The 20947-nt window shown below is 51.5% G+C and carries 15 protein-coding genes; 13 read left to right on the forward strand and 2 right to left on the reverse strand.

What is annotated here, in order from left to right:
* The first annotated feature begins 34 nt into the window (after positions 1 to 34).
* Complete coding sequence (locus L3D05_RS05955) at positions 35 to 946, forward strand: N-acetylglucosamine kinase (RefSeq protein WP_239615095.1); 912 nt, start codon at positions 35 to 37, stop codon at positions 944 to 946.
* On the opposite strand, the gene L3D05_RS05960 is transcribed toward L3D05_RS05955, so the two are convergent.
* A complete protein-coding gene (locus L3D05_RS05960) occupies positions 943 to 1659 on the reverse strand; it encodes a FadR/GntR family transcriptional regulator (RefSeq protein ID WP_239615096.1) in 717 nt (238 codons plus the stop codon). The genes L3D05_RS05955 and L3D05_RS05960 overlap by 4 nt on opposite strands.
* Positions 1660 to 1791: 132 nt before the next feature.
* Here L3D05_RS05960 and L3D05_RS05965 point away from each other — a divergent pair, with 132 nt between their 5' ends.
* Together L3D05_RS05965 and L3D05_RS05970 are read left to right on the forward strand one after the other, a co-directional pair.
* On the forward strand, positions 1792 to 3207 hold the full coding sequence (locus L3D05_RS05965) for an FAD-linked oxidase C-terminal domain-containing protein (RefSeq protein ID WP_239615097.1): 1416 nt from the start codon (positions 1792 to 1794) through the stop codon (positions 3205 to 3207).
* A gap of 85 nt (positions 3208 to 3292) precedes the next feature.
* Positions 3293 to 4624 carry a (Fe-S)-binding protein gene (locus tag L3D05_RS05970; protein ID WP_239615347.1) on the forward strand — a complete coding sequence of 444 codons (1332 nt, stop codon included), beginning with the start codon at positions 3293 to 3295 and terminating at the stop codon, positions 4622 to 4624.
* Positions 4625 to 4704: 80 nt separating this feature from the next.
* Here L3D05_RS05970 and yhbH read toward each other — a convergent pair whose 3' ends face one another.
* Complete coding sequence (yhbH, locus tag L3D05_RS05975) at positions 4705 to 5850, reverse strand: sporulation protein YhbH (protein ID WP_239615098.1); 1146 nt, start codon at positions 5848 to 5850, stop codon at positions 4705 to 4707.
* A 341-nt stretch (positions 5851 to 6191) separates the two neighbouring features.
* On the opposite strand from yhbH, the gene L3D05_RS05980 reads away from it, so the two are divergent.
* From L3D05_RS05980 to L3D05_RS06025, 10 genes are all read left to right on the forward strand, one after another.
* Positions 6192 to 7361, forward strand: a complete 1170-nt coding sequence (locus L3D05_RS05980) for an exonuclease SbcCD subunit D (protein WP_239615099.1) — start codon at positions 6192 to 6194, stop codon at positions 7359 to 7361.
* Positions 7358 to 10450 (forward strand): AAA family ATPase, encoded by a 3093-nt coding sequence (locus tag L3D05_RS05985; protein ID WP_239615100.1) that lies wholly within the window; start codon positions 7358 to 7360, stop codon positions 10448 to 10450. The genes L3D05_RS05980 and L3D05_RS05985 overlap by 4 nt, the downstream gene beginning before the upstream one ends.
* Positions 10451 to 10602: 152 nt before the next feature.
* Positions 10603 to 12228, forward strand: coding sequence for a response regulator transcription factor (locus L3D05_RS05990; RefSeq protein ID WP_239615101.1), 1626 nt, complete (start codon positions 10603 to 10605; stop codon positions 12226 to 12228).
* A gap of 1 nt (position 12229) precedes the next feature.
* A complete protein-coding gene (locus tag L3D05_RS05995) occupies positions 12230 to 14020 on the forward strand; it encodes a cache domain-containing sensor histidine kinase (RefSeq protein WP_239615102.1) in 1791 nt (596 codons plus the stop codon).
* Positions 14021 to 14033: 13 nt separating this feature from the next.
* Positions 14034 to 15020, forward strand: a complete 987-nt coding sequence (locus tag L3D05_RS06000; protein WP_239615103.1) for a substrate-binding domain-containing protein — start codon at positions 14034 to 14036, stop codon at positions 15018 to 15020.
* A gap of 28 nt (positions 15021 to 15048) precedes the next feature.
* On the forward strand, positions 15049 to 16326 hold the full coding sequence (locus tag L3D05_RS06005) for an extracellular solute-binding protein (RefSeq protein ID WP_239615104.1): 1278 nt from the start codon (positions 15049 to 15051) through the stop codon (positions 16324 to 16326).
* A 168-nt stretch (positions 16327 to 16494) separates the two neighbouring features.
* Positions 16495 to 17868 carry an ABC transporter substrate-binding protein gene (locus L3D05_RS06010; protein ID WP_239615105.1) on the forward strand — a complete coding sequence of 458 codons (1374 nt, stop codon included), beginning with the start codon at positions 16495 to 16497 and terminating at the stop codon, positions 17866 to 17868.
* A 91-nt stretch (positions 17869 to 17959) separates the two neighbouring features.
* Positions 17960 to 18862 carry a carbohydrate ABC transporter permease gene (locus L3D05_RS06015; RefSeq protein WP_239615106.1) on the forward strand — a complete coding sequence of 301 codons (903 nt, stop codon included), beginning with the start codon at positions 17960 to 17962 and terminating at the stop codon, positions 18860 to 18862.
* A gap of 12 nt (positions 18863 to 18874) precedes the next feature.
* The gene (locus tag L3D05_RS06020; protein WP_239615107.1) at positions 18875 to 19720 is read left to right on the forward strand and encodes a carbohydrate ABC transporter permease; all 846 of its coding nucleotides are present in this window, start codon (positions 18875 to 18877) and stop codon (positions 19718 to 19720) included.
* Positions 19721 to 19749: 29 nt separating this feature from the next.
* Positions 19750 to 20940, forward strand: coding sequence for an MFS transporter (locus L3D05_RS06025; RefSeq protein WP_239615108.1), 1191 nt, complete (start codon positions 19750 to 19752; stop codon positions 20938 to 20940).
* Positions 20941 to 20947 lie beyond the last annotated feature (7 nt).

Genomic DNA, 20947 nt, shown 5'->3' on the forward strand with positions numbered 1-20947 from the left:
GGATGAACAACTCGGATAAGGAAGTGAACAGCGAATGAGATACGTAGCCGGCATGGATGGCGGTGGAACGAAAACTGCGGTGCTAATCGCCGATGAGCAGGGTACGGAGGTACATGCCTTTAGTTCCGGGCCGATTAATTATAACGGGCAGGACGAAGAAAGCATCCGCCGCAGCTTCGAGGAGATGTTCGAGACGATCAACCGGGTGTGCGGCGGGTTAGAGCATTGCGCGCAATTGTGCATTGGAGCGGCTGGCGTCAGCAATCCGACGGTCGTTTCCCGACTGACATCCCTTGCGCGGGAGTGCGGTTACCGGGGAGGAATCCAGGTTACGGGCGATCATGAAACGGCGCTGCGCGGCGCGTTGGATAGCCCGTACGGCATCATTCTGATCGCCGGCACCGGATCAATCTGTTACGGGATGAACGAATCCGGCTTGACTCATCGCGCCGGCGGGTGCGGATATCTCATCGATGACGAGGGCAGCGGCTACAGCATCGGCCGAGAGCTCGCCGCGGCAGTCGCAAAAGCGAATGACGGCCGAATACCTCCTACCGCGATAACCGGACTCGTGTACGGACGTCTGGGGATTGATACGGTTCGAGAACTCGTCGGCTTCGTGCACGATAAGCGGACCAACAAGAAGGACATCGCAGCTTTGGCCCCCTTGTTGTCGGAAGCTTGCGCGCTCGGCGACGAGGCTGCGCTCACCATAGCTCGCAGGAGCGCAGGATCATTGCGCGAATTGGTCCTTCCCGTCGTGGAAAGGTTGGGTCAACGGAGCGGCAATCTCGCGCTGGCTGGGAGCGTCTTGCTCAATAACAGGTTCGTTAGGTCCGAGTTGATCGGTTTGTTGAAAGAGGATTATCCGGATTTGGACGTTTTTCCGGCTAAGAGAGAGGCCGCCTTGGGCGCCGTTCTAATTGCGTTGGAAAGATTACGCTAACATTCGCGCGGAGCCAACGCCGTTCGCAGGACGGATATCACTTTTTCCACATGATCACCGATCAACGACGCGGCCAAGTTTCCATCTTGCTTCTCAATGGCATCGAATATACTCCGATGTTCCTGCAGCAACCGAGCTGCTGTCGCGTTCTCGCGATAAAACCATAGTTCGCGCGTCTGGCGGATTGACGACGCGAAACGATCGGACAACGACTCGGTCAGTTGTATGAACAGTTGATTGCCCGAAGCGTCCACGATCGCCCGGTGAAACGCGGCGTCGGCGCGTTCTCCTTCGGCAGTATCATTGCGTTCTAGGCTTTGCTCCATGAGGACGAGCAATTTCCGCAGACGCTGAAGGTGAAGCTCATCTCTTCTCGTCGCGGCGAGCGAGGCTGCGCCGACTTCAAGCGCTTTGCGGACTTCCAGCAGTTCGATTAGAGACCCTGCGTCCCGGAACAGCAGATCGGCGGCGTTCTTAGGTTCTGTCGGCAACGTTTTGCTGACGAACGTACCGCCGCCGTGGCGGACGTCGAGCCAGCCCATCGCTTTCAGTGCGCTGACTGCCTCGCGGATCGTGGAGCGGCCGACGCCATAGTTCTCTGCTAGCTCGACGACGGAGGGAAGGCGATCTCCGGGGCTCCGTTCCCCGTTTTTAATTTGCTGAAGCAGATGATCCGCCACGAGCTCATGGCCTTTCGCCGTTGCGATTTTCATGTGATCAAGGTCCCCTCGTATCTGCTATATCGATAAACAGATTCGGTCTATACAATGACAACAGTATAGCATATAATTATGCTCAAAGTCATCTGATGACCTGATCTCAATATCGGAAATGAGGAAACGCAAATGGTAGATGAGGCTTTAACGCGCAGGCTTCGCACAATCGTCGGCGACCGCTACTACAGAGACGACCGCGAGTCTCTGGTCGCTCATTCCTACGATGGGACTCCGATGCTTCAGCATTTGCCGGACGGCGTCATTTATCCCGAAACCGCAGCGCAAGTATCTGAGATTATGAAGGCACTGTCCGAGTATCGGGTTCCTGTCGTCTCCCGAGGCTCGGGCTCTAATCTGTGCGGGGGCACTGTCCCTGTCCATGGCGGCATTGTCATGGTTATGCACCGAATGAACAAACTCGTGGAAGTCGATATGGAAAACTTGACGGCTACCGTGCAACCGGGAATGATCACGGCGGAGTTCATCGAACATATCGAATCCCTAGGACTCTTCTATCCTCCCGATCCAAGCAGCATGAAGATTTCCACGATCGGCGGCAACATCGCGGAATGCTCCGGCGGCTTGCGGGGATTGAAGTACGGCACGACGAAAGATTACGTTATCGGCTTGGAGGCAGTACTGGCAAACGGTGAAATCATCCGAACCGGCGGAAAGCTCATGAAGGACGTCGCCGGATACGACTTAACGAAGTTGCTCGTCGGCTCTGAGGGGACGCTAGCGATCATTACGGAGGCGACGCTCAAACTTATTCCGCCACCGGCAGTTAAGAAGACGATGCTCGCAATGTATAAGGACTTGTATGGCGCCGCTCGCACCGTGTCCAGAATCATCGAAGCGAAGATCATCCCCGCGACGTTGGAATTCATGGATAACCCGACGATCCGCGTGGTAGACGATTTCGCAAATCTCGGTTTGCCAAGGAATATGGAAGCGATCCTTCTCATCGAACAGGACGGAGACCCGGAGACGGTCGAACGGGACATGGCTCGGATTCAGGAAATATGCGAGCAGGAAAGCGCCGATCGTATCGAGGTTGCGGAAACGAGGGAGCATGCGGATAAGCTGTTGACCGCTAGACGCAGCGCGTTTACCGCGCTTGCCCGGATTCGTCCAACGACGATTCTCGAGGATGCGACGGTTCCCCGTTCCCGAATTGCGGACATGGTGCTGCGCATAAACGAGATTGCGCGGAAGTACGACGTATCGATCGCAACGTTCGGTCACGCGGGCGACGGAAATCTGCATCCGACGGCTACGACCGACGCGAGGGATGCCGAGGAGGTCCATCGCGTCGAGCTGGCATTCGAGGAAATATTCGAAGCGGCCATCGAGCTCGGTGGGACGATCACGGGCGAACATGGCGTCGGACTCGTCAAAGCCCCTTATTTAGAATGGAAAGTCGGCCATGCAGGCATTGATGTGATGAAGGGAATCAAGGGTGCGTTCGATCCGCTTAACCTGCTCAATCCCGGCAAAATGTTCGCCAAAGAAACGAGGAAACGGGTGGTGATCGAGCGTGGCTAAAGCAATCTCGTCATCGATCGATAAGTTTGAACAACCGGCTTGCGGAAAGCCTAACATCAATCATGCTAATCCGCTGTCCCGAACGATGCTCGCCAAGCTCGATTACGATCAGCTGACTAACTGCATGCGTTGCGGCTTTTGCCTTCCGGCATGCCCGACCTTCCGCGAAACGGGACTCGAACCGGAATCTCCTCGAGGAAGAATCGCACTCATGAAAGCGGTCGTCGACGGCGTCATGGAACCGGATCAGGCGTTCGCGGATCAAATGAACCATTGCCTCGGCTGTCGAGCTTGCGAGCCCGCGTGTCCGGCCGACGTCAAGTACGGACAATTGATCGAGCAAACCAGAGACGCGCTCGAAGAACACGCCGAACACGGCTTGGCTGTCAAAGGCTTGCGAAACGTTCTCTTCAAAGGAGTATTTCCGAAGCGGGGACGATTGAAATGGATCGGAAGATCGTTGGCTTTCTATCAAAAATCCGGCTTGCGGGCGATAACGAGAGGTACGGGCATCATGAAGCTGTTCCCGGGTCAAATTCGGGAAATGGAGCGAATTTTGCCGCAGGCAAGCGGTCAAGGGGTCGTCGAGCGGATCGGAACGACATATCCCGCCAAAGGGGAGAAGATTGCGCGGGTCGCGTTGTTCCGAGGCTGCATCATGGATGTACTGTTCGCGGACACGAACGTAAATACGGTTAAGCTGCTCTCTGAGGCGGGTTTCGAGGTCGTTATTCCGGACGCGCAGGTGTGTTGCGGCGCCTTACACGCCCATAGCGGGGAGATGGATCAAGCGCGGGAGCTTGCCCGAGTCAACTTGCAAGCGTTCAAAGACGCCGGAGTCGAATATATCGTCTCGAATGCGGGCGGCTGCGGCGCCTTGCTCGTCGAATACGATCATCTGCTGCAGGACGATCAGCAGTACAGCGAGTTAGCCCGTTGGTTCGCCGCCAGCGTCGTCGACGTCAGCAAGCTTCTAGTCGAACGGGGGAGATTGCCTGCGTTCGACGAAGATAATGCGCCTGACGCCGCTCCCGTTACGATTACTTACCAAGATTCCTGCCATCTTCGCAACGTCATGAAAAGCGCCGATGCCCCGAGACAACTGATGAGACGCGTTTCGAACGCGCGCTTCGTCGAGATGAAAGAAGCGGACCGTTGCTGCGGCTCTGCGGGCATCTATAACGTGACACAGCCGGAAATGGCCGGTCAAATTCTCGAGCACAAGATGGAGCACGCGGCCCGGACGGAAGCGAGCTATTTGCTGACGAGCAATCCCGGTTGCCTGCTCCAAATGAAGCTGGGCGTCGAGAAGCATGGAGCCGGCAGTCGGATGGAAGTGCTTCACGTCGTCGATTTCCTCTATGAAAGAATCGCCAGAGGAAATGATGAGGCGGACGGCTCGAAAGGCTCGGGCTGATATCGTCTTGATTATGCGTATTCCGAGGTTTGCAAACAACCCTGCGCTTCCGAGAGGAAGGCAGGGTTGTTGTTTTTGGGTTACACCGCTGCTTCCCGTTTCTTAAAGAAAGTCTTCAAAGCGTTATAAATCTCGCCCTTTTCCTTAATGACGTAGTACAGAAACTGCTGATGCTCCAGATGCTTGTAAGCCGACATGAGCGTGCTGCTTCTATTATATTGGTTGACTTCCCCGTATCCGAAGATGTTGGATCTCTCCAGCAACTCTTTAATCAATCTCACGCAACGCTCGTTGTCGCTTGTCAGATTGTCCCCGTCCGAGAAGTGGAACGGATAAATGTTGTATAGCGATGGAGGATACCGGGAGTCGATAATCTCCAACGCTTTGACGTAAGCCGAAGAGCAGATCGTGCCGCCGCTCTCGCCGCGCGTGAAAAATTCCTCCTCGGTCACTTCCTTCGCTTCCGTGTGGTGCGCGATGAACACGATGTCGACCTTCTCGTACTGCCGCCTCAGGAATCTAGACATCCAGAAGAAGAAGGAACGAGCGCAATACTTCTCGAATGAGCCCATCGAGCCTGACGTATCCATCATCGCCAAAATAACCGCGTTGTTCTGCGGCTTCACGATTTCCTCCCATGTTTTGAAACGAAGGTCGTCCGGTGTAATTCCGCCGATCTCGGCGCGGCCGTCGCGGGAGTTTCTGCGCAGATTTTCGAGGATCGTCCGTTTCTTGTCGATGTTGGACATGATGCCTTTGCGCCGAACGTCGGTGAAGCGAACGTCTTTCACTTCAATCTGCTGTTTGTCTTTTTTCTTGAGATAGGGCAGCTCCAGCTCTTCGAACAGCATCGTCTCCAGCTCGGCGATCGAAATTTCCGCTTCGACGACGTCGTCGCCGGGCTCCGATCCCGCACCTTCCCCTTTGCCGCCGGCCGGAGTCGGATCGACTCCGAGCACATCGCCGACCTGACTGTCCCCGTTCCCTTGCCCGACGTGTTTCTTCTTATTCGTGTTATACACGAAGTGGTATTCATCCAGGCTGCGGATCGGAATTTTTATAATTTGGCGCCCATCGGACATGACGATATTTTCTTCGGAGATGAGGTCGGGCAAATTCTGCTTGATTGCGTCACGGACTTTCTGTTGATGGCGTGCTTGGTCCTGGTAGCCTTTACGATGAAGCGACCAATCTTCTCGGGACAAAATAAACGAGGGATGATTCATGGGCAACCCCCAATCGCTTTATTTTTGAAAGGATGTGTATTAATCAATATATTCAAGTTCGGTCAAACGATGTGTGTGCAAATAGCGGACGGGATGTGCTCATGATAGCGAAGCATAACGTTAGGTTCCGGTCACCTTGACGACGTTAGATACTACGCCTGCACTTGAACTGATCATGTTTACCGCCTAACCTTACCATTATTAATGACTCCCGCTCTTCGCGTAGATAGATTAAAATAAAGACAAAGAAAGTTTCGAAGATTTGGCGAGAGCGAGCAACCATTCAAAAAATCAGGTTTTTGCTTTGTGATCAATAGATGATTAGGGGGAAAAGAAGCCTCATGAAATTTATACATACCGCCGATTGGCATCTCGGCAAGCTCGTGCAGGGCGTATATATGACGGATGACCAACGATTCGTATTGCGGCAATTGATAGAGACGGTGGAGCGGGAGCGACCGGACGCCGTCGTCATCGCAGGCGATCTCTATGACCGGGCCATCCCGCCTACGGAAGCGGTGGACTTGCTGGACGAGATGTTTCAGACGATCGTTATCGAGTTGAATACGCCATTGCTGGCTATCTCCGGTAACCATGACAGCCCGGATCGGCTTAATTTCGGTACGGCTATTATGGAAGCGAGGGGGCTGCACTTAGCCGGTCAGCTTAAGCCTTTGCTTAAGCCTGTCGTGCTGCGCGACGAATTCGGGGAAGTCCATTTTCACCTCGTTCCGTATGCGGACCCCGCTCAGGTTCGATTTATTTTCGAGCAGGAGGAAATCCGCTCCCATGACGATGCGATGAAGGCGATTGTCGGGACAATCGAAGCATCCATGGACTCATCGGCACGCCATGTGTTCGTTGGACATGCATTCGTAACTCCGGGGGCAAGGCCGGAGGAAAACACGAGCCAATCGGAACGTCCGTTGTCCATCGGCGGAGCGGAATACGTGCATTCCGAGTATTTCAAAGCCTTTCATTATACGGCGCTTGGCCACTTGCATCAGGCGCATCACGTATCGGACGAGAGGATCCGCTATTCCGGCTCGCCTCTTAAGTACTCGATATCCGAGGAAAACCACAATAAAGGATTTCTTATCGTCGAGATCGATGGAACGGGGAATGTCACCGTTGACAAAAGAGAGCTGAAGCCGAGACGCGACATGCGCAGAGTCAGCGCTCCAATCGAAGAAATAGAGAAGCATCCGGTTAACGAGGATTATGTGTTCGTGACGCTCTTGAACGATAATCCGGTGCTCTTCCCGATGGAGAAGGTGCGCGCCGTGTATCCGAATGCGTTACACGTAGAACGCAAGGTAACCGTTAAGCTAGCATCCAGCTCGGACCCTGCCAGCGGGGATCTAAGTATGGCTAGACGGGAAGCCGATCCGGTCGCGCTGTTCGCCGCTTTCTATGAGGAAGTCAAAGGCGTTCCGCTTACGGAAGACAAGCAGAAGTTATTCGCGGATACTTTCGCGGAAGTGCTGCGCGAGGAAGGAGGCGCCGTATGAAGCCGATTCGAATTAGCATGACGGCATTCGGACCTTATCGCGATACGGAGACGATCGATTTCAGCTTACTGGAGGATCGCAGGCTGTTCGTCATATCCGGTAATACCGGTGCAGGCAAGACGACGATCTTCGATGCGATTTGTTTTGCGTTATACGGCAGCGCCAGCGGAGAAGATCGGGCGGAGACTAGAATGCTGAGAAGCCATTTTGCCTCGGATGACGACTATACTTCCGTCGATTATCATTTTGCCGTAGGTAAGCGTACCTATCGCGTATTCCGCCAGATGGCGCATCGCCGCGGGACGAATAAGAACGAAACGGGAGGCAAAGCGGAGCTGTACGAGACGACTTCGGGTACGGAAGTGCCGTGTATCGATCGGTTTACCGTCTCGGACGTGAACGCGAAGATGGAATCGGTTATCGGCCTGACGAGGGAACAATTCAGCCAGATCGTCATGCTGCCGCAGGGAGAATTCCGTAAGCTTCTCACTTCCGACACGGAAAACAAAGAAGAGATTTTGCGCAAGATTTTCCGTACGGGCCTCTATCAGAAAATAGAAGATCGGTTTCAACTGCAGCATCGCGAACTGCAGGATTCGTTAAAGCAGGCGAAGGCGATGCAAGACATCTACGCCAAGCAAGCGAGGGAAACGTTGCCACAACGGGAGGAAAGCTTGCTGACAGCCACGCTGAATCAGGAAGTGAGCAGCATGGGGCAGGTGTCGGAAGGGCTCGTTCAAGAGATCGCTTACTACGACGGACGGGCTGCGGATATAGAGCTTGGCAAATCCGCCGTAAACGAGAGGCTGCAAGCGCAAGAAGCAGCGTTAGCCGAAGCTGTAGCGTTGGAAGGCCGTTTCGCTCAGCTAGCGGAGAAGCGTGTACAGTCGGAGCAATTGGAAGCCCGCCAAGCGGAGATCGGCGAGAGCGAAAAAATCGTAAAGCTGGCGGAGCAGGCCGCCAGAATTGAGCCGTACGAGGAGCAAGCGTTAGCGGCGTTGCGGCAGCTGGAGCTGAAGCGAAGTTTCCATGCGCGCAAGCTTCAGGATGCGGCGGATGCGGAGCGCGGACACGCCGTCGCCGAGGAAGCATTCCGAGGCGAGGAAACGCGCGATGCGGAGCGGAAGGAAGCCGATCGGGAGCTTGCTCGGCTGGCCGAGCTTAAGCCGATCGTGCAGACGCTCGAAGAGCGCAAGGTGGCGATCGAGCGGCTGACCGCGGAAGAGCGCGCGGTTACGGCCAAGCGCGAGTCGATCGAGCAGCGGCTTGGCGCCCTTCGCGAGGAGAAGCGCAGCAAAGCCGAGCAGTTGAAGCTTGCGGAGACGGAAGTGGCGAAGCTTCCGGGCATGCTGCAACAATATGAGCAGATGAAAAATAAATATAAGCTGCTTAAGGAGTTAGCGGAATTGGACAGGCGAATCGTGGAGCTGTCCAAGCATGAAGAGGAGCGGGAGAAGATCGTTCGCGGGCGCAGAGCCGAGCATGACCGATTGGAATCGCTATGGTTGGAAGGCCAAGCCGGCCTCTTGGCCACACATCTTCATGACGGAAAGGCGTGTCCGGTATGCGGGAGCGAGGAACATCCGAATAAGGCGATTGCCGTAGCGAACGTTCCTTCCCGGGAAGGGCTTCAAGCCGCGAAAGATCAGCTTCGGCAAGCCGAGCAAGAGCTTAACGAGGCGCAGGCGCAAGCGGCTGCGGCGAACGGCGGTAAAATCGAAAAGGAAAGCCTGTTCGCGGAGTACGGAATTACGCGTGATCCGTTCGCGGAACAGCTGTTACGCTCGGAATCGGAAGGTAAGCTTCTTCGGGCGGAGACCGATCGATTGAAACAGCAGGCGGATTTGATATCCTCCCATAGGGAAGAAGGGGAGAAGCTTGATCTCCAACTGGACAAGCTTCATGCCGATCGGGAGCAATTGCTTGCCGAGCAGCACAGACTTTCTGTTGATCGAAGCGCCAAGCAATCCGTTCTTGATAACGAGCTGAGTCGGATTCCGGAAGACTTAAGATCTCCGACGCAGCTCCTTGCCCGAATAAACGAACACACGGATTACGTGAACAAGCTAAACCATGCTTGGCAACAAGCGCAGCGTCAATTGCAAAGCGCGAAGGCGCGTCTCGTCGAAGAGAAAGCGATCGTCGTGCAGGCTGTCGGCCAACTGGAAGAAAGCAATCGCCAACACGAGCAAGCCCGGATCAGATTCGACGAGGAATTGGCGAAGAGCGGCTTTGCGGCGAAGGAACATTATCAATCCGCTAAGCTAGTTGAAGCCGACAGGCTCAATTTGGCTCATCTTATCGAGCAGTACAATTCCGCAAGAGCGGCGCTTCTCCATCAGATAAACGAATTGGAGCGGGAGTTAGCCGGCCGGACGCGTCCTCTTCTTAGCGTTCTGCAAGAGGCGATCACAGCGCTGAAGGCGCAGCTTGAGCAGTTGATGTCAGAGCTCCATACGGTGTCGGGTTATCGGCAAGAGGCGAAACGACTGTTAACCGCGATCGAGAAAGCGGTGGAACAATTCCGCGAATTAGAGCTGAAGCAGCAACGGGTTTCCGATATTTATCAGATGCTTAAAGGCGACAACCCATTGAAAATCTCATTCGAGCGATACATTCTGATCGAATTTCTGGAGCAAATCTTGGATGCGGCGAATGTCAGGCTGAATGACTTGTCCAACGGTCAGTTCAAGCTCGAACGCAGCGACCGGTTAGAGACGCGAGGCAAGCAAAGTGGTCTCGGTCTGGACGTGTACGATGCTTATACCGGCCAGAACCGCGACGTCAAATCGATGTCCGGCGGAGAGAAGTTCAATGCGTCCCTTTGCCTTGCGCTTGGGATGACGGATGTCATCCAAGCCTATCAAGGAGGCGTCTCCATCGAAATGATGTTCATCGATGAAGGTTTCGGATCTCTTGATGAGGATTCTTTGAATAAAGCGATCGCCACTTTAGTAGACCTTCAACGATCAGGTAGGATGATCGGCGTCATCTCTCACGTCGAGGAACTGAAGATGGCCTTCCCTGCCGTGCTTGAAGTGAGCAAAACGAAAGAAGGCCACAGCCGTACGGCTATTCTATTGAAGTAAAACAATAAGACTTACGGTTTGACGAATTAGAAGTTAAGGAGAGAGACCGCTTGCAGAGCGGTTTCTTTTTTTTTCTTTGTCAGCCAATGAATTATGAGGCATAATTGAAACGTTATAGCGCTTATACTTTCGGATCGACTGGGGGTATTCCAATGTTCAAAGCCATTATCGTGGATGACGAGGCGGTAGTCCGGAACGGATTAAAAAATACGATTCAATGGCAAGAGCATGGCTTCGATTTGATAGGCGATTACGCGAACGGACGGGAAGCCTGGGAAGCGATCGAGCAGCACCGGCCGGAGCTGGTCATCTCGGACATCAGCATGCCGTTCATGGACGGCTTGGAACTAGCCGGGTTAATTTCCGCTCAGTATCCATACATAAAAATTATCATATTGACCGGCTTCGACGAATTCGAATATGCGCAACAAGCGATTCGGCTGAAAGTATCCGATTTTATTCTGAAGCCGATTACGGCGCATGAAATCCGGACATTGCTTAACAGAGTCAGAGAGGAGATGGAGGAGGAAACGGAACGCCGCGAAGATCTGAGCAGGCTGACGAGTCAACTCAACCAAAGCCTTCCGCTGTTGAAGGAACGGTTTCTCGAACGATTGGTTGCGGTCGGACTAGGGAGAGCGGAGATCGCCGAGCGATTCGCTTATTTCGGCATACCTCCCATATCTCCGCTCTATCTTGTCTTAGTCGTCGATATCGACGACTTCGGAGATAGAGAGCTTCTATCCTATGAGCATGATGCCGAATTTTTGCGTTTTGCAGCATTTGATATTTTCAAGGAAACGTTGGAGCAAGATAGCTCGCTTTTGTTTCGAACGCGCGAAGAGCGGTTGGTCGCGATTATATCCGGACAGGACAACGAAAGCCTTCTGTATGAGCAAGTGTTTTCGCTCGCGGAACAGGTTCGATATCATATCGAGAAATATTTGAAGTTTACGGTTACGATCGGCATTGGCCATACGTGCGCGAACGTCGAGCAATTGCCGCTTTCCTATAAAAGCGCTTTATCCGCATTGGACTATCGGTTCCTGCTAGGAAAGAACCGGGTGCTTAGCATTCTGGATATGGAGGGCAAGTCAACGATTCCATTGCCGTCCAATCTGGACTGGGATCGTAAGCTAGCTTCCGCTGTAAAGACGGGTTCCATTCAAGATGCCTATCAGCTTATCGAGAATGGGGTCGCCGAGCTTAAGAGCTCGTTAGCTCCGATCGAAGGCTGTTTTCTGCAAATGCAGAAGGTCGTGCTTTCCCTGATGAATTCGATACAGGAGCTAATCGTCCATGATCAAGACGCCTCTTTCGAGCGGCAGATGAAGCTGATGGACGTGTACAAGTTCAAGACGCTGGACGAAATCGAAATTTGGTTAAAAGAAGTGGTGCGTTCGGTCATTTCTACGATTGCGGATAACCGTAACCACTTAACGAGCATGCAAATTCATCGGGCCGTAGAGTACATAGACACGAATTACGCGAATGAGAAAATGTCTCTGCAAGATCTGTGCCGTTACGTGCTGATGAGCACCAGCTATTTCAGCCTCGTGTTCAAACAGCATACCGGAGTCACCTTCATCGAGTACTTAACTGGCGTAAGGATCGGCAAGGCGAAAGAGCTGCTGCACAATACGACGCATAAGTTTTACGAGATCGCCGAACAGGTAGGCTACAAGGACCCGAACTATTTCAGCATCTTGTTCAAGAAGCATACGGGCATGACCCCTAAAGATTATCGGGAACAACAAATCAAGCTGAGCGGAGCTTAATATGTCCAGAGACCGTGCGATCCGTTTTCGTATTTTCCCGTTGAAAAGCATTCAGTCGAATATTTCTTTAGCGTTCTCCTTATTGATATTGGCAGCGATCGTATTGACTAGCTTGGTCAGCTATCAGGTTTCCGTGGATGCCGTCGAGAGAAACTCCAAAGGGTATATCGAGGAAATCATTAAGCAGGTCAATATGAATATTCAGTCCTACGTCGATAACATGGAGAACATCTCCTTGCTCGCGCTAACGAACAAAGACGTGAAATACTATATTTCCGATAACAGCTTCATTAGCTCGGGAGATCGCCGTATTTACGAGAAGCAGATTTCGGACCTGTTTCAAGCGATCCTCTATACCCGTAACGACATCGCATCGATTATGGTTTTCGGTTATAACGGACGGTTCGTCTCGGATCGGCGGATAACGAACTTGAATCCGAACGCTAAGCTGCAGGAGCAAGCTTGGTATAAGATGGCCAAGAGCGAAGGAGGGAAATCCGTCATTTCCGCTCCACACGTGCAAAATATTGTCCAGAACGAATACCGTTGGGTCGTGTCCTTGAGCCGCGAATTGAAAAGCACGGACGGGATTACCGCGGAAGGCGTATTCCTCGTCGACTTGAACTTGAGCGTCATCAACGACATCTGCAGCAACATTAATTTGGGCAAGAAGGGTTATTTGTTCATCGTGGATAAGAACGGCAACATTGTTTATCATCCGCAGCAGCAACTCATCGACAGCAAGCTGCGCTCGGAACGAATTGCCGATGTCGTCCAAGCGTCGAGCGGAAGTTCGTTCATTGCTAAGGATGGGGAAGGCAAACGGATATACTCCGTGCAAGATACGAATTTCGGTTGGAAAATTGCCGGAGTCGCCTATACGGACGACCTGATCGCGAGCAAGGACGAGCTGAGAAATTCTATCCTGCTCTATTCATTGTGTGGTTTGACGATCTCGTTGCTCATCTCCGTCTGGCTATCGCATCGGCTCTCGAAGCCGATCAAAGAGTTACAATCGGACATGAAGCAAGTCGAGAAAGGGAACTTCGATATCCAAACCGAGATCGGGCAGATGAACGAGATCGGACAACTGGGACGGTCCTTCAATCTAATGGTCAGCCGGACCAAATTCCTGATGGAAGAGACGATCCACAATCAGGAGAACAAGCGCAAGAGCGAGCTTCTGCTGCTCCAATCGCAGATCAACCCTCATTTTCTATACAATACGCTAGATTCTATCGTTTGGATGGCGGAGCAGAAACAGCATGAAGAAGTCGTACTCATGACGTCCGCGTTGGCCAAGCTGTTCCGCGCAAGCATTACGAAGGACCAGGAACTTGTGCCGATCAGGGTAGAGATCGAGCATATTACGAACTATTTGCTCATCCAGAAGATGCGCTATGAGGAAGAACTCGATTATTACATTGATATCGATGAGTCCATCCTTTCTTATAAAACGCTTAAAATTTTACTTCAGCCTTTCGTTGAAAATGCAATCTATCACGGCATACGGAATATGTACGGCATCGAAGACGGTCGGATTACGATTCGCGGCAGACAATCGAATGACCAAATCGTATTTGAAGTCGAGGATAACGGTCTAGGAATGACGCCGGAGCAACTTGGGAAAATCCGTTTCAACGGCGAAGAGGACGCCCGTAATCAAGGAATCGGCATACGGAACGTTAACGAACGGATCAAGCTTTATTTCGGACATGAATACGGGATTCACATTCGTAGCGAGATCGAAGTAGGAACATGCGTTACGATAACGATACCGAAACTGGAATAGAGGGAGCTGGCTCATGCGTAAGCAACGATTTACGATCTGGCTGACATTGGCTGTTTGCACAGTTGCGATATATGCGATCTTCAACTACAAGCTCATATTCGGCGTGTCCCATCCGGATAGGAACGTTACGGTGATTCTGAAATCGTTGAACGTGCGCTTGGACTTCTGGCAAGCCGTGAACAAGGGTGCGGAAGCGGCAGCCAAGGAAATGGGAGTGGAGTTAAACGTCGTAGGGCCGCTTCAAGAAAATGATGCGAACGATCAGATGCGTATTTTGGAAGAAGCGATTGCGGCAAAACCCGAAGCGATTGTCATCGCTCCCATCATAGACGACCGATTACCGGCAATTCTGGCTAAAGCTCGTGCCGCGGGTATTCAGCTCGTTGTGATCGATACGCCGTTGGAATTGAATCCTGCACCCGTATTAGTGTCGAACGATCATATGGAGGCAGGCAAGCTCGCAGGCCGGACGGCGGTGGACGAAACGAAAGGGCATCCGACCGTAGCGATCATTAGCGACAGGGCGGACTCAAAAATATCGGCAGAGAGGTTATCGGGGCTTCGCCAAGTTTTAGAACCTTTTAATAACAGCATTATAGGCGTGTACTACGCGGAAAATTCCGAAGATACGGCTTATGAGGCAGCTAAGCAATTGCTCGCCGAAGATAAACCTTTTAACACGTTTATTACGTTGAACGAATCGGCGACGGCCGGCGTAGCTAAGCTATTGCATGAACAAAACAAGTCGGGAGTCCTGTCTCTCATCGGTTTCGACAGCTCGGTCGATGAAATTCAATGGCTTGAAGCGGGGACTTTGCGGGCAGCTATCGTACAGAAGCCCTTTAACATGGGCTATTTAGGGGTAAAAGCGGCGTTAAAGCTCATAGATGGCAACCGAGTCGATCCTATAACCTACATCGAATCGAATGTAATCACGCAAGAAAACATGTATACGCCGGAAAACCAGAAGCTCTTATTCCCTTTCATTAATAATAAGTAACCATCCTTCGGAAGGAAGAGATGTCATCATGCCACCTTTATTTCGCCAGTCGTTGATTCGAAGTGGAGCCGTTATCGGGCTTCTTCTGCCGTTACTTCTGTCCTCGTGCATGAATTCAAACGTGGAACCAACGGTTGCTCCAAAGGAGAAAAGGGCATTAATCCGGTTCGTTGCATCCGAGTACAGTACGGAGACGAAGCCGCTGCTGGAAAAGCTAGTGAAAGAATTCGAGCTGAAGAACCCTCTGATCGACGTCGAGCTTCAAGTAGCCAACTGGGATATTCTAGACGGCATCTATACGACTATGATCAGCAAAAATCAACCGCCCGACCTGCTGAATACGAACGTATACGCCCACTTCGCTCAGGATGGCCATCTCAACGATTTCAGAGAAATCATGTCACCCGAACTAGCGAACAAGCTATATCCTAATTTAGTAGAGATGGATCGGATGAACGGGAAGCAATTCGCTATTCCATACGTCGCCACGGTTCGGCAATTGTATTACAACAAGGAGCTATTCCAGCAAGCTGGAATAACGGCCCCGCCGCAGACATGGTCTGAGCTGAAGGAAGCAGCGCGCAAAATCAAAGCAACGGGAGCTGCCGACGGGTTCGGCGTAGACCTGACGGATAACGAAACGCATGCATATCTCTCTTATGTCTTCTACGGGTCAGGTGGATCGTGGACGAAGAATGGTAAATGGACGATCAACTCGCCGGAGAACGTGGAAGGCTTGGCGTTTCTTAAGGAATTGTTCGATCAGGGACTGACGGATCCCGAGCCGACGGTGACGATCCGGGATGAGAAACAGCGGATACTAGGCAATGGCCAATTGGGGATGATGATCTCCGGCAACTATTTCTCAACGGTCGTGCCGAAAGAATTTCCGGCACTGAAGTGGGGAGTCGGGCCGATTCCTGTGAAAGATGGGACACCTCCGATCACCTTTGGGGTGCATGACGTGCTCGTTTCTTTCAAGACGGACCATACGAACAAAGAAGCGTTGGCTAAATTTCTGGATTTCCTATACGATGATTCGAATTATGAGGAAATGGTAAAGAGGGAAGGATTTCTCCCCGTGACAACTACGGTAGGTACCCGGTTGGCGGCGAATGACGATGTTATGAAAAGCAATCTAGAAGCGCTAAGCAAGGCCAAGTTTTATCCGGTTCAAGAGCCCTCTTGGCAAGCCGTTCTCGATTACGCGCGCAAAATGGGCGATGCCGTTCTCTATGAGCACACCACGCCGCAAGCCGCGCTTGACCAGCTTCAGCACTTCGCCGAAACGAAGAGCGTCCGCTAATCGGCTTTCAATCGAAAATAAGATTAAGAAGAAAACAAAGAATTCGTGGAAGATATTCGATAGAGACTTAAGCCCTCCCCTTTTATGATGAATTTAAGCGCTAGAGCCCGTTCGCGGGCTCCCAATAAAGAGGCGCATAAAACATCAATTGTGGGAGGGTTTGCTTTAATGAGTATGAAGAAAAAGTTTGCAGCGCTCGGTATTGCCGCGATATTGGCGACCGTATCGCTAACGGGATGCGGATCGAAGAAAGAAGAAGCGTCCAATTCACCTGCCCCGTCTAAGCCGGCCGCTACGGAATCAGCAAGCGCGCCAGCCTCCGAAACGACGGACAACGCCGTCAAACTATCCGGAGATTTCGAGATCCAATACTTCGTCGGCGGATATGGAGACAAGTGGTGGAAACAAGTCATTGCCGATTTCAAAGCCGCTAATCCGGATTTGAATATTAAAGAAAGCGCCGGACCGAAAATCAACGAACAAATGAAGCCGCGTTGGATCGGCGGAACGCCGCCGGATTTCGTATATATCGATGGACCGGAGCTGTTTAACCGCCAAATGGTCGAAGATGGCCAATTGTTGGATCTGACGGACTGGATCAGCACGGCAACTAACGCCGATGGCGAGAAAATCATCGATCTGATGGCTCAAGCTCCGCAACAATACGACGGCGGCAAAATCTACGATATTCCGCTCGTGCTTAACGCTTGGGGTATTTTCTGGGACAAGAAACTGTTCGCGGACAAAGGCTGGGAAGAGCCGAAGGACTGGGCCTCTTTCTTGGCGACGAGCGAAAAAGTCAAAGCTGACGGAATCACGCCGTTCATCCATACGGGCAAATATCCTTACTACATTCTCCGCTCGCTACTGTATCCAGCGGTCGTATCGGCTAATAACAACGACATCAACATCATCAAAGACATGAGCGAATCCAAAGTCGAAGCTTTCAACAACCCGGCATTGCTCGCGGGCTTAAACCAAATCGTCGAGCTTCGCGACAAAGGCTTCATCGACAAAGCATCGGTGCAGATCAACCATACCGATTCGCAAATGCTGTTCCTGCAGCACAAAGACGCGTTCATCCCGAACGGATTGTGGTTGCCTAACGAAATGTCCAAAGACGTGCCTGCAGGCTTCGACTTCGGCTTCATTCCTTCCGTTACGCAAGCTGCCGGCGGCAAAGTCATCGCCAACACAAGCACGGCTACTGTAGGTATCGCAGCAAAAGCGAAAAACCCTGAAGCGGCGAAAGCATTCTTAGCGTTCATGTTCTCGAAAGCTCAAGCATCCCAGTTCGCCGAATTGAGCGGCGCTCCATCGAACATCAAAGGCGATATTAGCAGCTCCAATGCGCCTAACTTCGTTAAAGACGCGGCTAAATTCCTTACCGACTCCAATACGGTCGTCATTCCGTTCTTCGCTTTCAACCAAGACGTGGAGAACGCGATGTACGATGCTACCGTAGCTCTTACGATCAGCAAAATTACGCCGGAAGAGTGGATCAAACGCGTGTCCGACGTCGCTAAAAAAGTTAGCAAATAATAGAGGCTTTAGAAAGCTAAAAGCGGAGGGTGACTTGGGCGTATGCCTCGGTCATCCTCCGCGAATTTCCTTGGAGGGATGGTAGGGCACTATGAATTCAGGAACGGCAAAGTGGCAACGGAACGTATTTATCGCATCGTTCATCCTCCCTACTCTTGTATTTTTCGGCATATTTACGATCTATCCGGTTGTACAAGGGTTGTATTATTCATTTTTCGAGTGGTCAGGGATGTCGGAACACAAAACCTTCATCGGCTTCGATAATTTTAAGGATATGTTCCATGATCCGATCATCTGGAGAGCGATCGGCAACGACTATTTTCTAGTAGCGGGTAAAGTAGTCGGCATCATGGTGATCGCAACATTCTTCGCGGTGGCGCTCACCCGTTTCGGGTTCAAGATGGCCGGTTTTTTCCGGTCGATCTTCTTCATTCCGAATGTCATTTCCGTCGTCGTCATCGGCGTATTGTGGAATTTCATATATAATCCGCAAATCGGTTTCTTGAACGCGTTTCTCTCGTTATTCACGAAAGATCAGGTTACGATCGCATGGCTAGGTTTTACTTCCCATACGATATGGATGCTGTTGCCTCCGGCGATCTGGGCGGGTATCGGATTTTATATGATTTTATTAATCGCGGCCATCCAAAGTATACCGGCTTCCTATTACGAGGCAGCTAACCTTGAAGGGGCCGGCCAATGGAAGCAATTCCGCAACATTACGATTCCTCTCGTTTGGGAACAGATCAAAGTATCCGTCCTGAACATCATGATGACGACGCTTAACGGTTCGTTCGTCATCGTCTGGATCATGACCCAAGGCGGACCGGATAACAGCACGCAAGTTATGGGTTCTTACTTGTATCAGATGGCATTCCGGCAATACCATTTCGGATATGGCGCTTCGATCGGGTTTGTCATCTTGGTCCTGTCGCTAATCACGACGATTGTTCTTCAACGGTTGATGCGTCATGAAACCGTCGAGATGAGCTAGGGGGGCGACAACATGAACATTGGTATCAGAAATCCGGTCGTTAAGCTAATTTTTTATGCTATTCTAATCGTATGGGGAGTCTCGGTGTTGTATCCGCTGCTGTGGACTTTGCTGGACGCCTTGAAAAATAACGAACAATTTTTCTTTAATGCCCCTTGGTCATTGCCCAAGTTCCCGTTATTGTGGGAGAACTTCTCCTACGTATGGCAGAAGTACAATTTCAACACGTATTTTTTCAACTCTATTGTTGTTACGGCCGGATCTACCTTCCTGGGATTGCTGCTCTCGGCTACGACGGCATACGTGTTGGCAAGGTACAAATTCAGAGGCAGCAATTCATTGTATCTTCTATATATATCATCCATGATGATCCCGTTCGTCTTGGCATTGATTCCGCTGTTTTTCCTTATGAATTCGATGCATCTTATCAATACGAAGTTGGGTTTGATCGTTGTGTATGCTTCAAGCGTGCTCGCTTTCGGAATTTTCGTCCTCGTCGGGTTCTTCAAGTCGCTGCCTAAGGAGCTAGAGGAGGCGGCTATCGTAGACGGAGCGTCCTATTACGGAACGTTCTTCAAGGTCATGCTTCCGTTGTCTCAGCCGGGCTTGATTACCATTGCCATCATCAACGTGCTTAATATCTGGAATGAATACATCGTTGGTACGATATTGGTCAACGATCCATCCCAATATACGCTTCCGGTGGAGATCGGCATCATGCAGGCCGAAATGCAATATCGAACGGAATGGGGACCCTTGTTCGCGGCTCTTTTCTTTACGATCGTTCCGGTGCTCATCTTGTACATTTTCTTTCAGCGCCAGATCGCGAGCGGGATTACAGCGGGCGCAGTCAAATAAAGGCAGTCATCATGCGGGGGTAGCGGCACTTGTCCAAGGAAATGCGCAAACTGCTGATCATGAATGCGATCAGTTCGATTATCGCGATCTATATCGGGATATTCGTCAATCTCTATATTTGGGAATACAACCATTCCATTGCGGAAGTATCCCTCTATAATATGTCGATGTTTATTTGCTGGGGGATCTCTTTCGTTATTACGGCCAAGCTGCTTACCCGATTTTCCATACGATTGCCTTTGGCGGTTTCCGCGCTTTGCGGAGCCGCTGCTTTCGTGTATTTGGTGTCGGTTGAGCTTGATCATCGGATAACGTGGATTCTGATCCTCGGCGTGCCGGTAGGAGCGATGTTCGGCTTCTCGCAAGCTTCGCAGAACTTAAGCATCGCCTTAAGAGGTAAGGGAAGCGAGTACGCTCCATACTTCGCAACGTTAATGGTCGTCTCGCAGGTGCTTTCGATGGCCGTTCCGTTCGTGTCCGCTAAGGTCATTGACTGGCAGGGGTATGCGGGCTCGTTCGGCTTGATGTTGGTTTTCGTCGCGATGATGCTCGTTTTCTCGATGTTCATGCCTAAAATTTCGTTGGCGGATCGGAATAGGTTAGACCAACAGTCGGCAGGAAGATTTCATTTTCGAACGGCTTTCGGCCGTCCCGGTTCCAAATGGATGCTATTGTCTTTGCTAACGGCCGGAATCTTCATGCAGTTTCAAAATTTGTTTACTTTGCTCTTTACGTTCAGCGTTACGCAAGACAAGCTTTTGATCGCATTGCTGAATATGTTGTACACTTGCTGTTCTTTGCTCGGATTATGGATGTATCGGAAAATAAAGCAGGATGAAATGCGGTGGTTATGGATCGGGGTGTCGCTTTTGGTTGTTGGCTTTATCATCGTACTGTTCCGGCAACCTGCCGCATTAATCGTATCCAACCTGCTCACTTCGATTGGCATGTTTTATTTCACGACGGTATGGAACGCGCAGCAATTCAAGCTTATCAAGGATATAGGCCCTGTCAGCCAAACGGCATTCCTCGTGTGGCGGGAAGTTTTGCTTGTCGCGACCAGATGCATATTGCTGGCTTTAACTTTGCCTCTGAAGGATATGGGGGGGACGGGATTCGCGCTGATTATCGGAGTAACCATAGTTTGTCTGCTGTTCATACCCGTGTTCCAGAACCGGGCGATTCAAGAAGCGGCTTTAAACGAACAAAAAAGGGGCTAGGCCCCTT

The sequence above is a fragment of the Cohnella mopanensis genome (assembly GCF_022352055.1).
In the GTDB taxonomy this organism is placed as follows: Bacteria; Bacillota; Bacilli; order Paenibacillales; family Paenibacillaceae; genus Cohnella; species Cohnella mopanensis.

Coding starts and splice junctions, on each gene's coding strand:
- L3D05_RS05955 (WP_239615095.1), top strand. CDS start 35: ATGAGATACGTAGCCGGCATGGATGGCGGTGGAACGAAAACTGCGGTG.
- L3D05_RS05960 (WP_239615096.1), bottom strand. CDS start 1,659: ATGAAAATCGCAACGGCGAAAGGCCATGAGCTCGTGGCGGATCATCTG.
- L3D05_RS05965 (WP_239615097.1), top strand. CDS start 1,792: ATGGTAGATGAGGCTTTAACGCGCAGGCTTCGCACAATCGTCGGCGAC.
- L3D05_RS05970 (WP_239615347.1), top strand. CDS start 3,293: ATGCTCGCCAAGCTCGATTACGATCAGCTGACTAACTGCATGCGTTGC.
- yhbH (WP_239615098.1), bottom strand. CDS start 5,850: ATGAATCATCCCTCGTTTATTTTGTCCCGAGAAGATTGGTCGCTTCAT.
- L3D05_RS05980 (WP_239615099.1), top strand. CDS start 6,192: ATGAAATTTATACATACCGCCGATTGGCATCTCGGCAAGCTCGTGCAG.
- L3D05_RS05985 (WP_239615100.1), top strand. CDS start 7,358: ATGAAGCCGATTCGAATTAGCATGACGGCATTCGGACCTTATCGCGAT.
- L3D05_RS05990 (WP_239615101.1), top strand. CDS start 10,603: ATGTTCAAAGCCATTATCGTGGATGACGAGGCGGTAGTCCGGAACGGA.
- L3D05_RS05995 (WP_239615102.1), top strand. CDS start 12,230: ATGTCCAGAGACCGTGCGATCCGTTTTCGTATTTTCCCGTTGAAAAGC.
- L3D05_RS06000 (WP_239615103.1), top strand. CDS start 14,034: ATGCGTAAGCAACGATTTACGATCTGGCTGACATTGGCTGTTTGCACA.
- L3D05_RS06005 (WP_239615104.1), top strand. CDS start 15,049: ATGCCACCTTTATTTCGCCAGTCGTTGATTCGAAGTGGAGCCGTTATC.
- L3D05_RS06010 (WP_239615105.1), top strand. CDS start 16,495: ATGAGTATGAAGAAAAAGTTTGCAGCGCTCGGTATTGCCGCGATATTG.
- L3D05_RS06015 (WP_239615106.1), top strand. CDS start 17,960: ATGAATTCAGGAACGGCAAAGTGGCAACGGAACGTATTTATCGCATCG.
- L3D05_RS06020 (WP_239615107.1), top strand. CDS start 18,875: ATGAACATTGGTATCAGAAATCCGGTCGTTAAGCTAATTTTTTATGCT.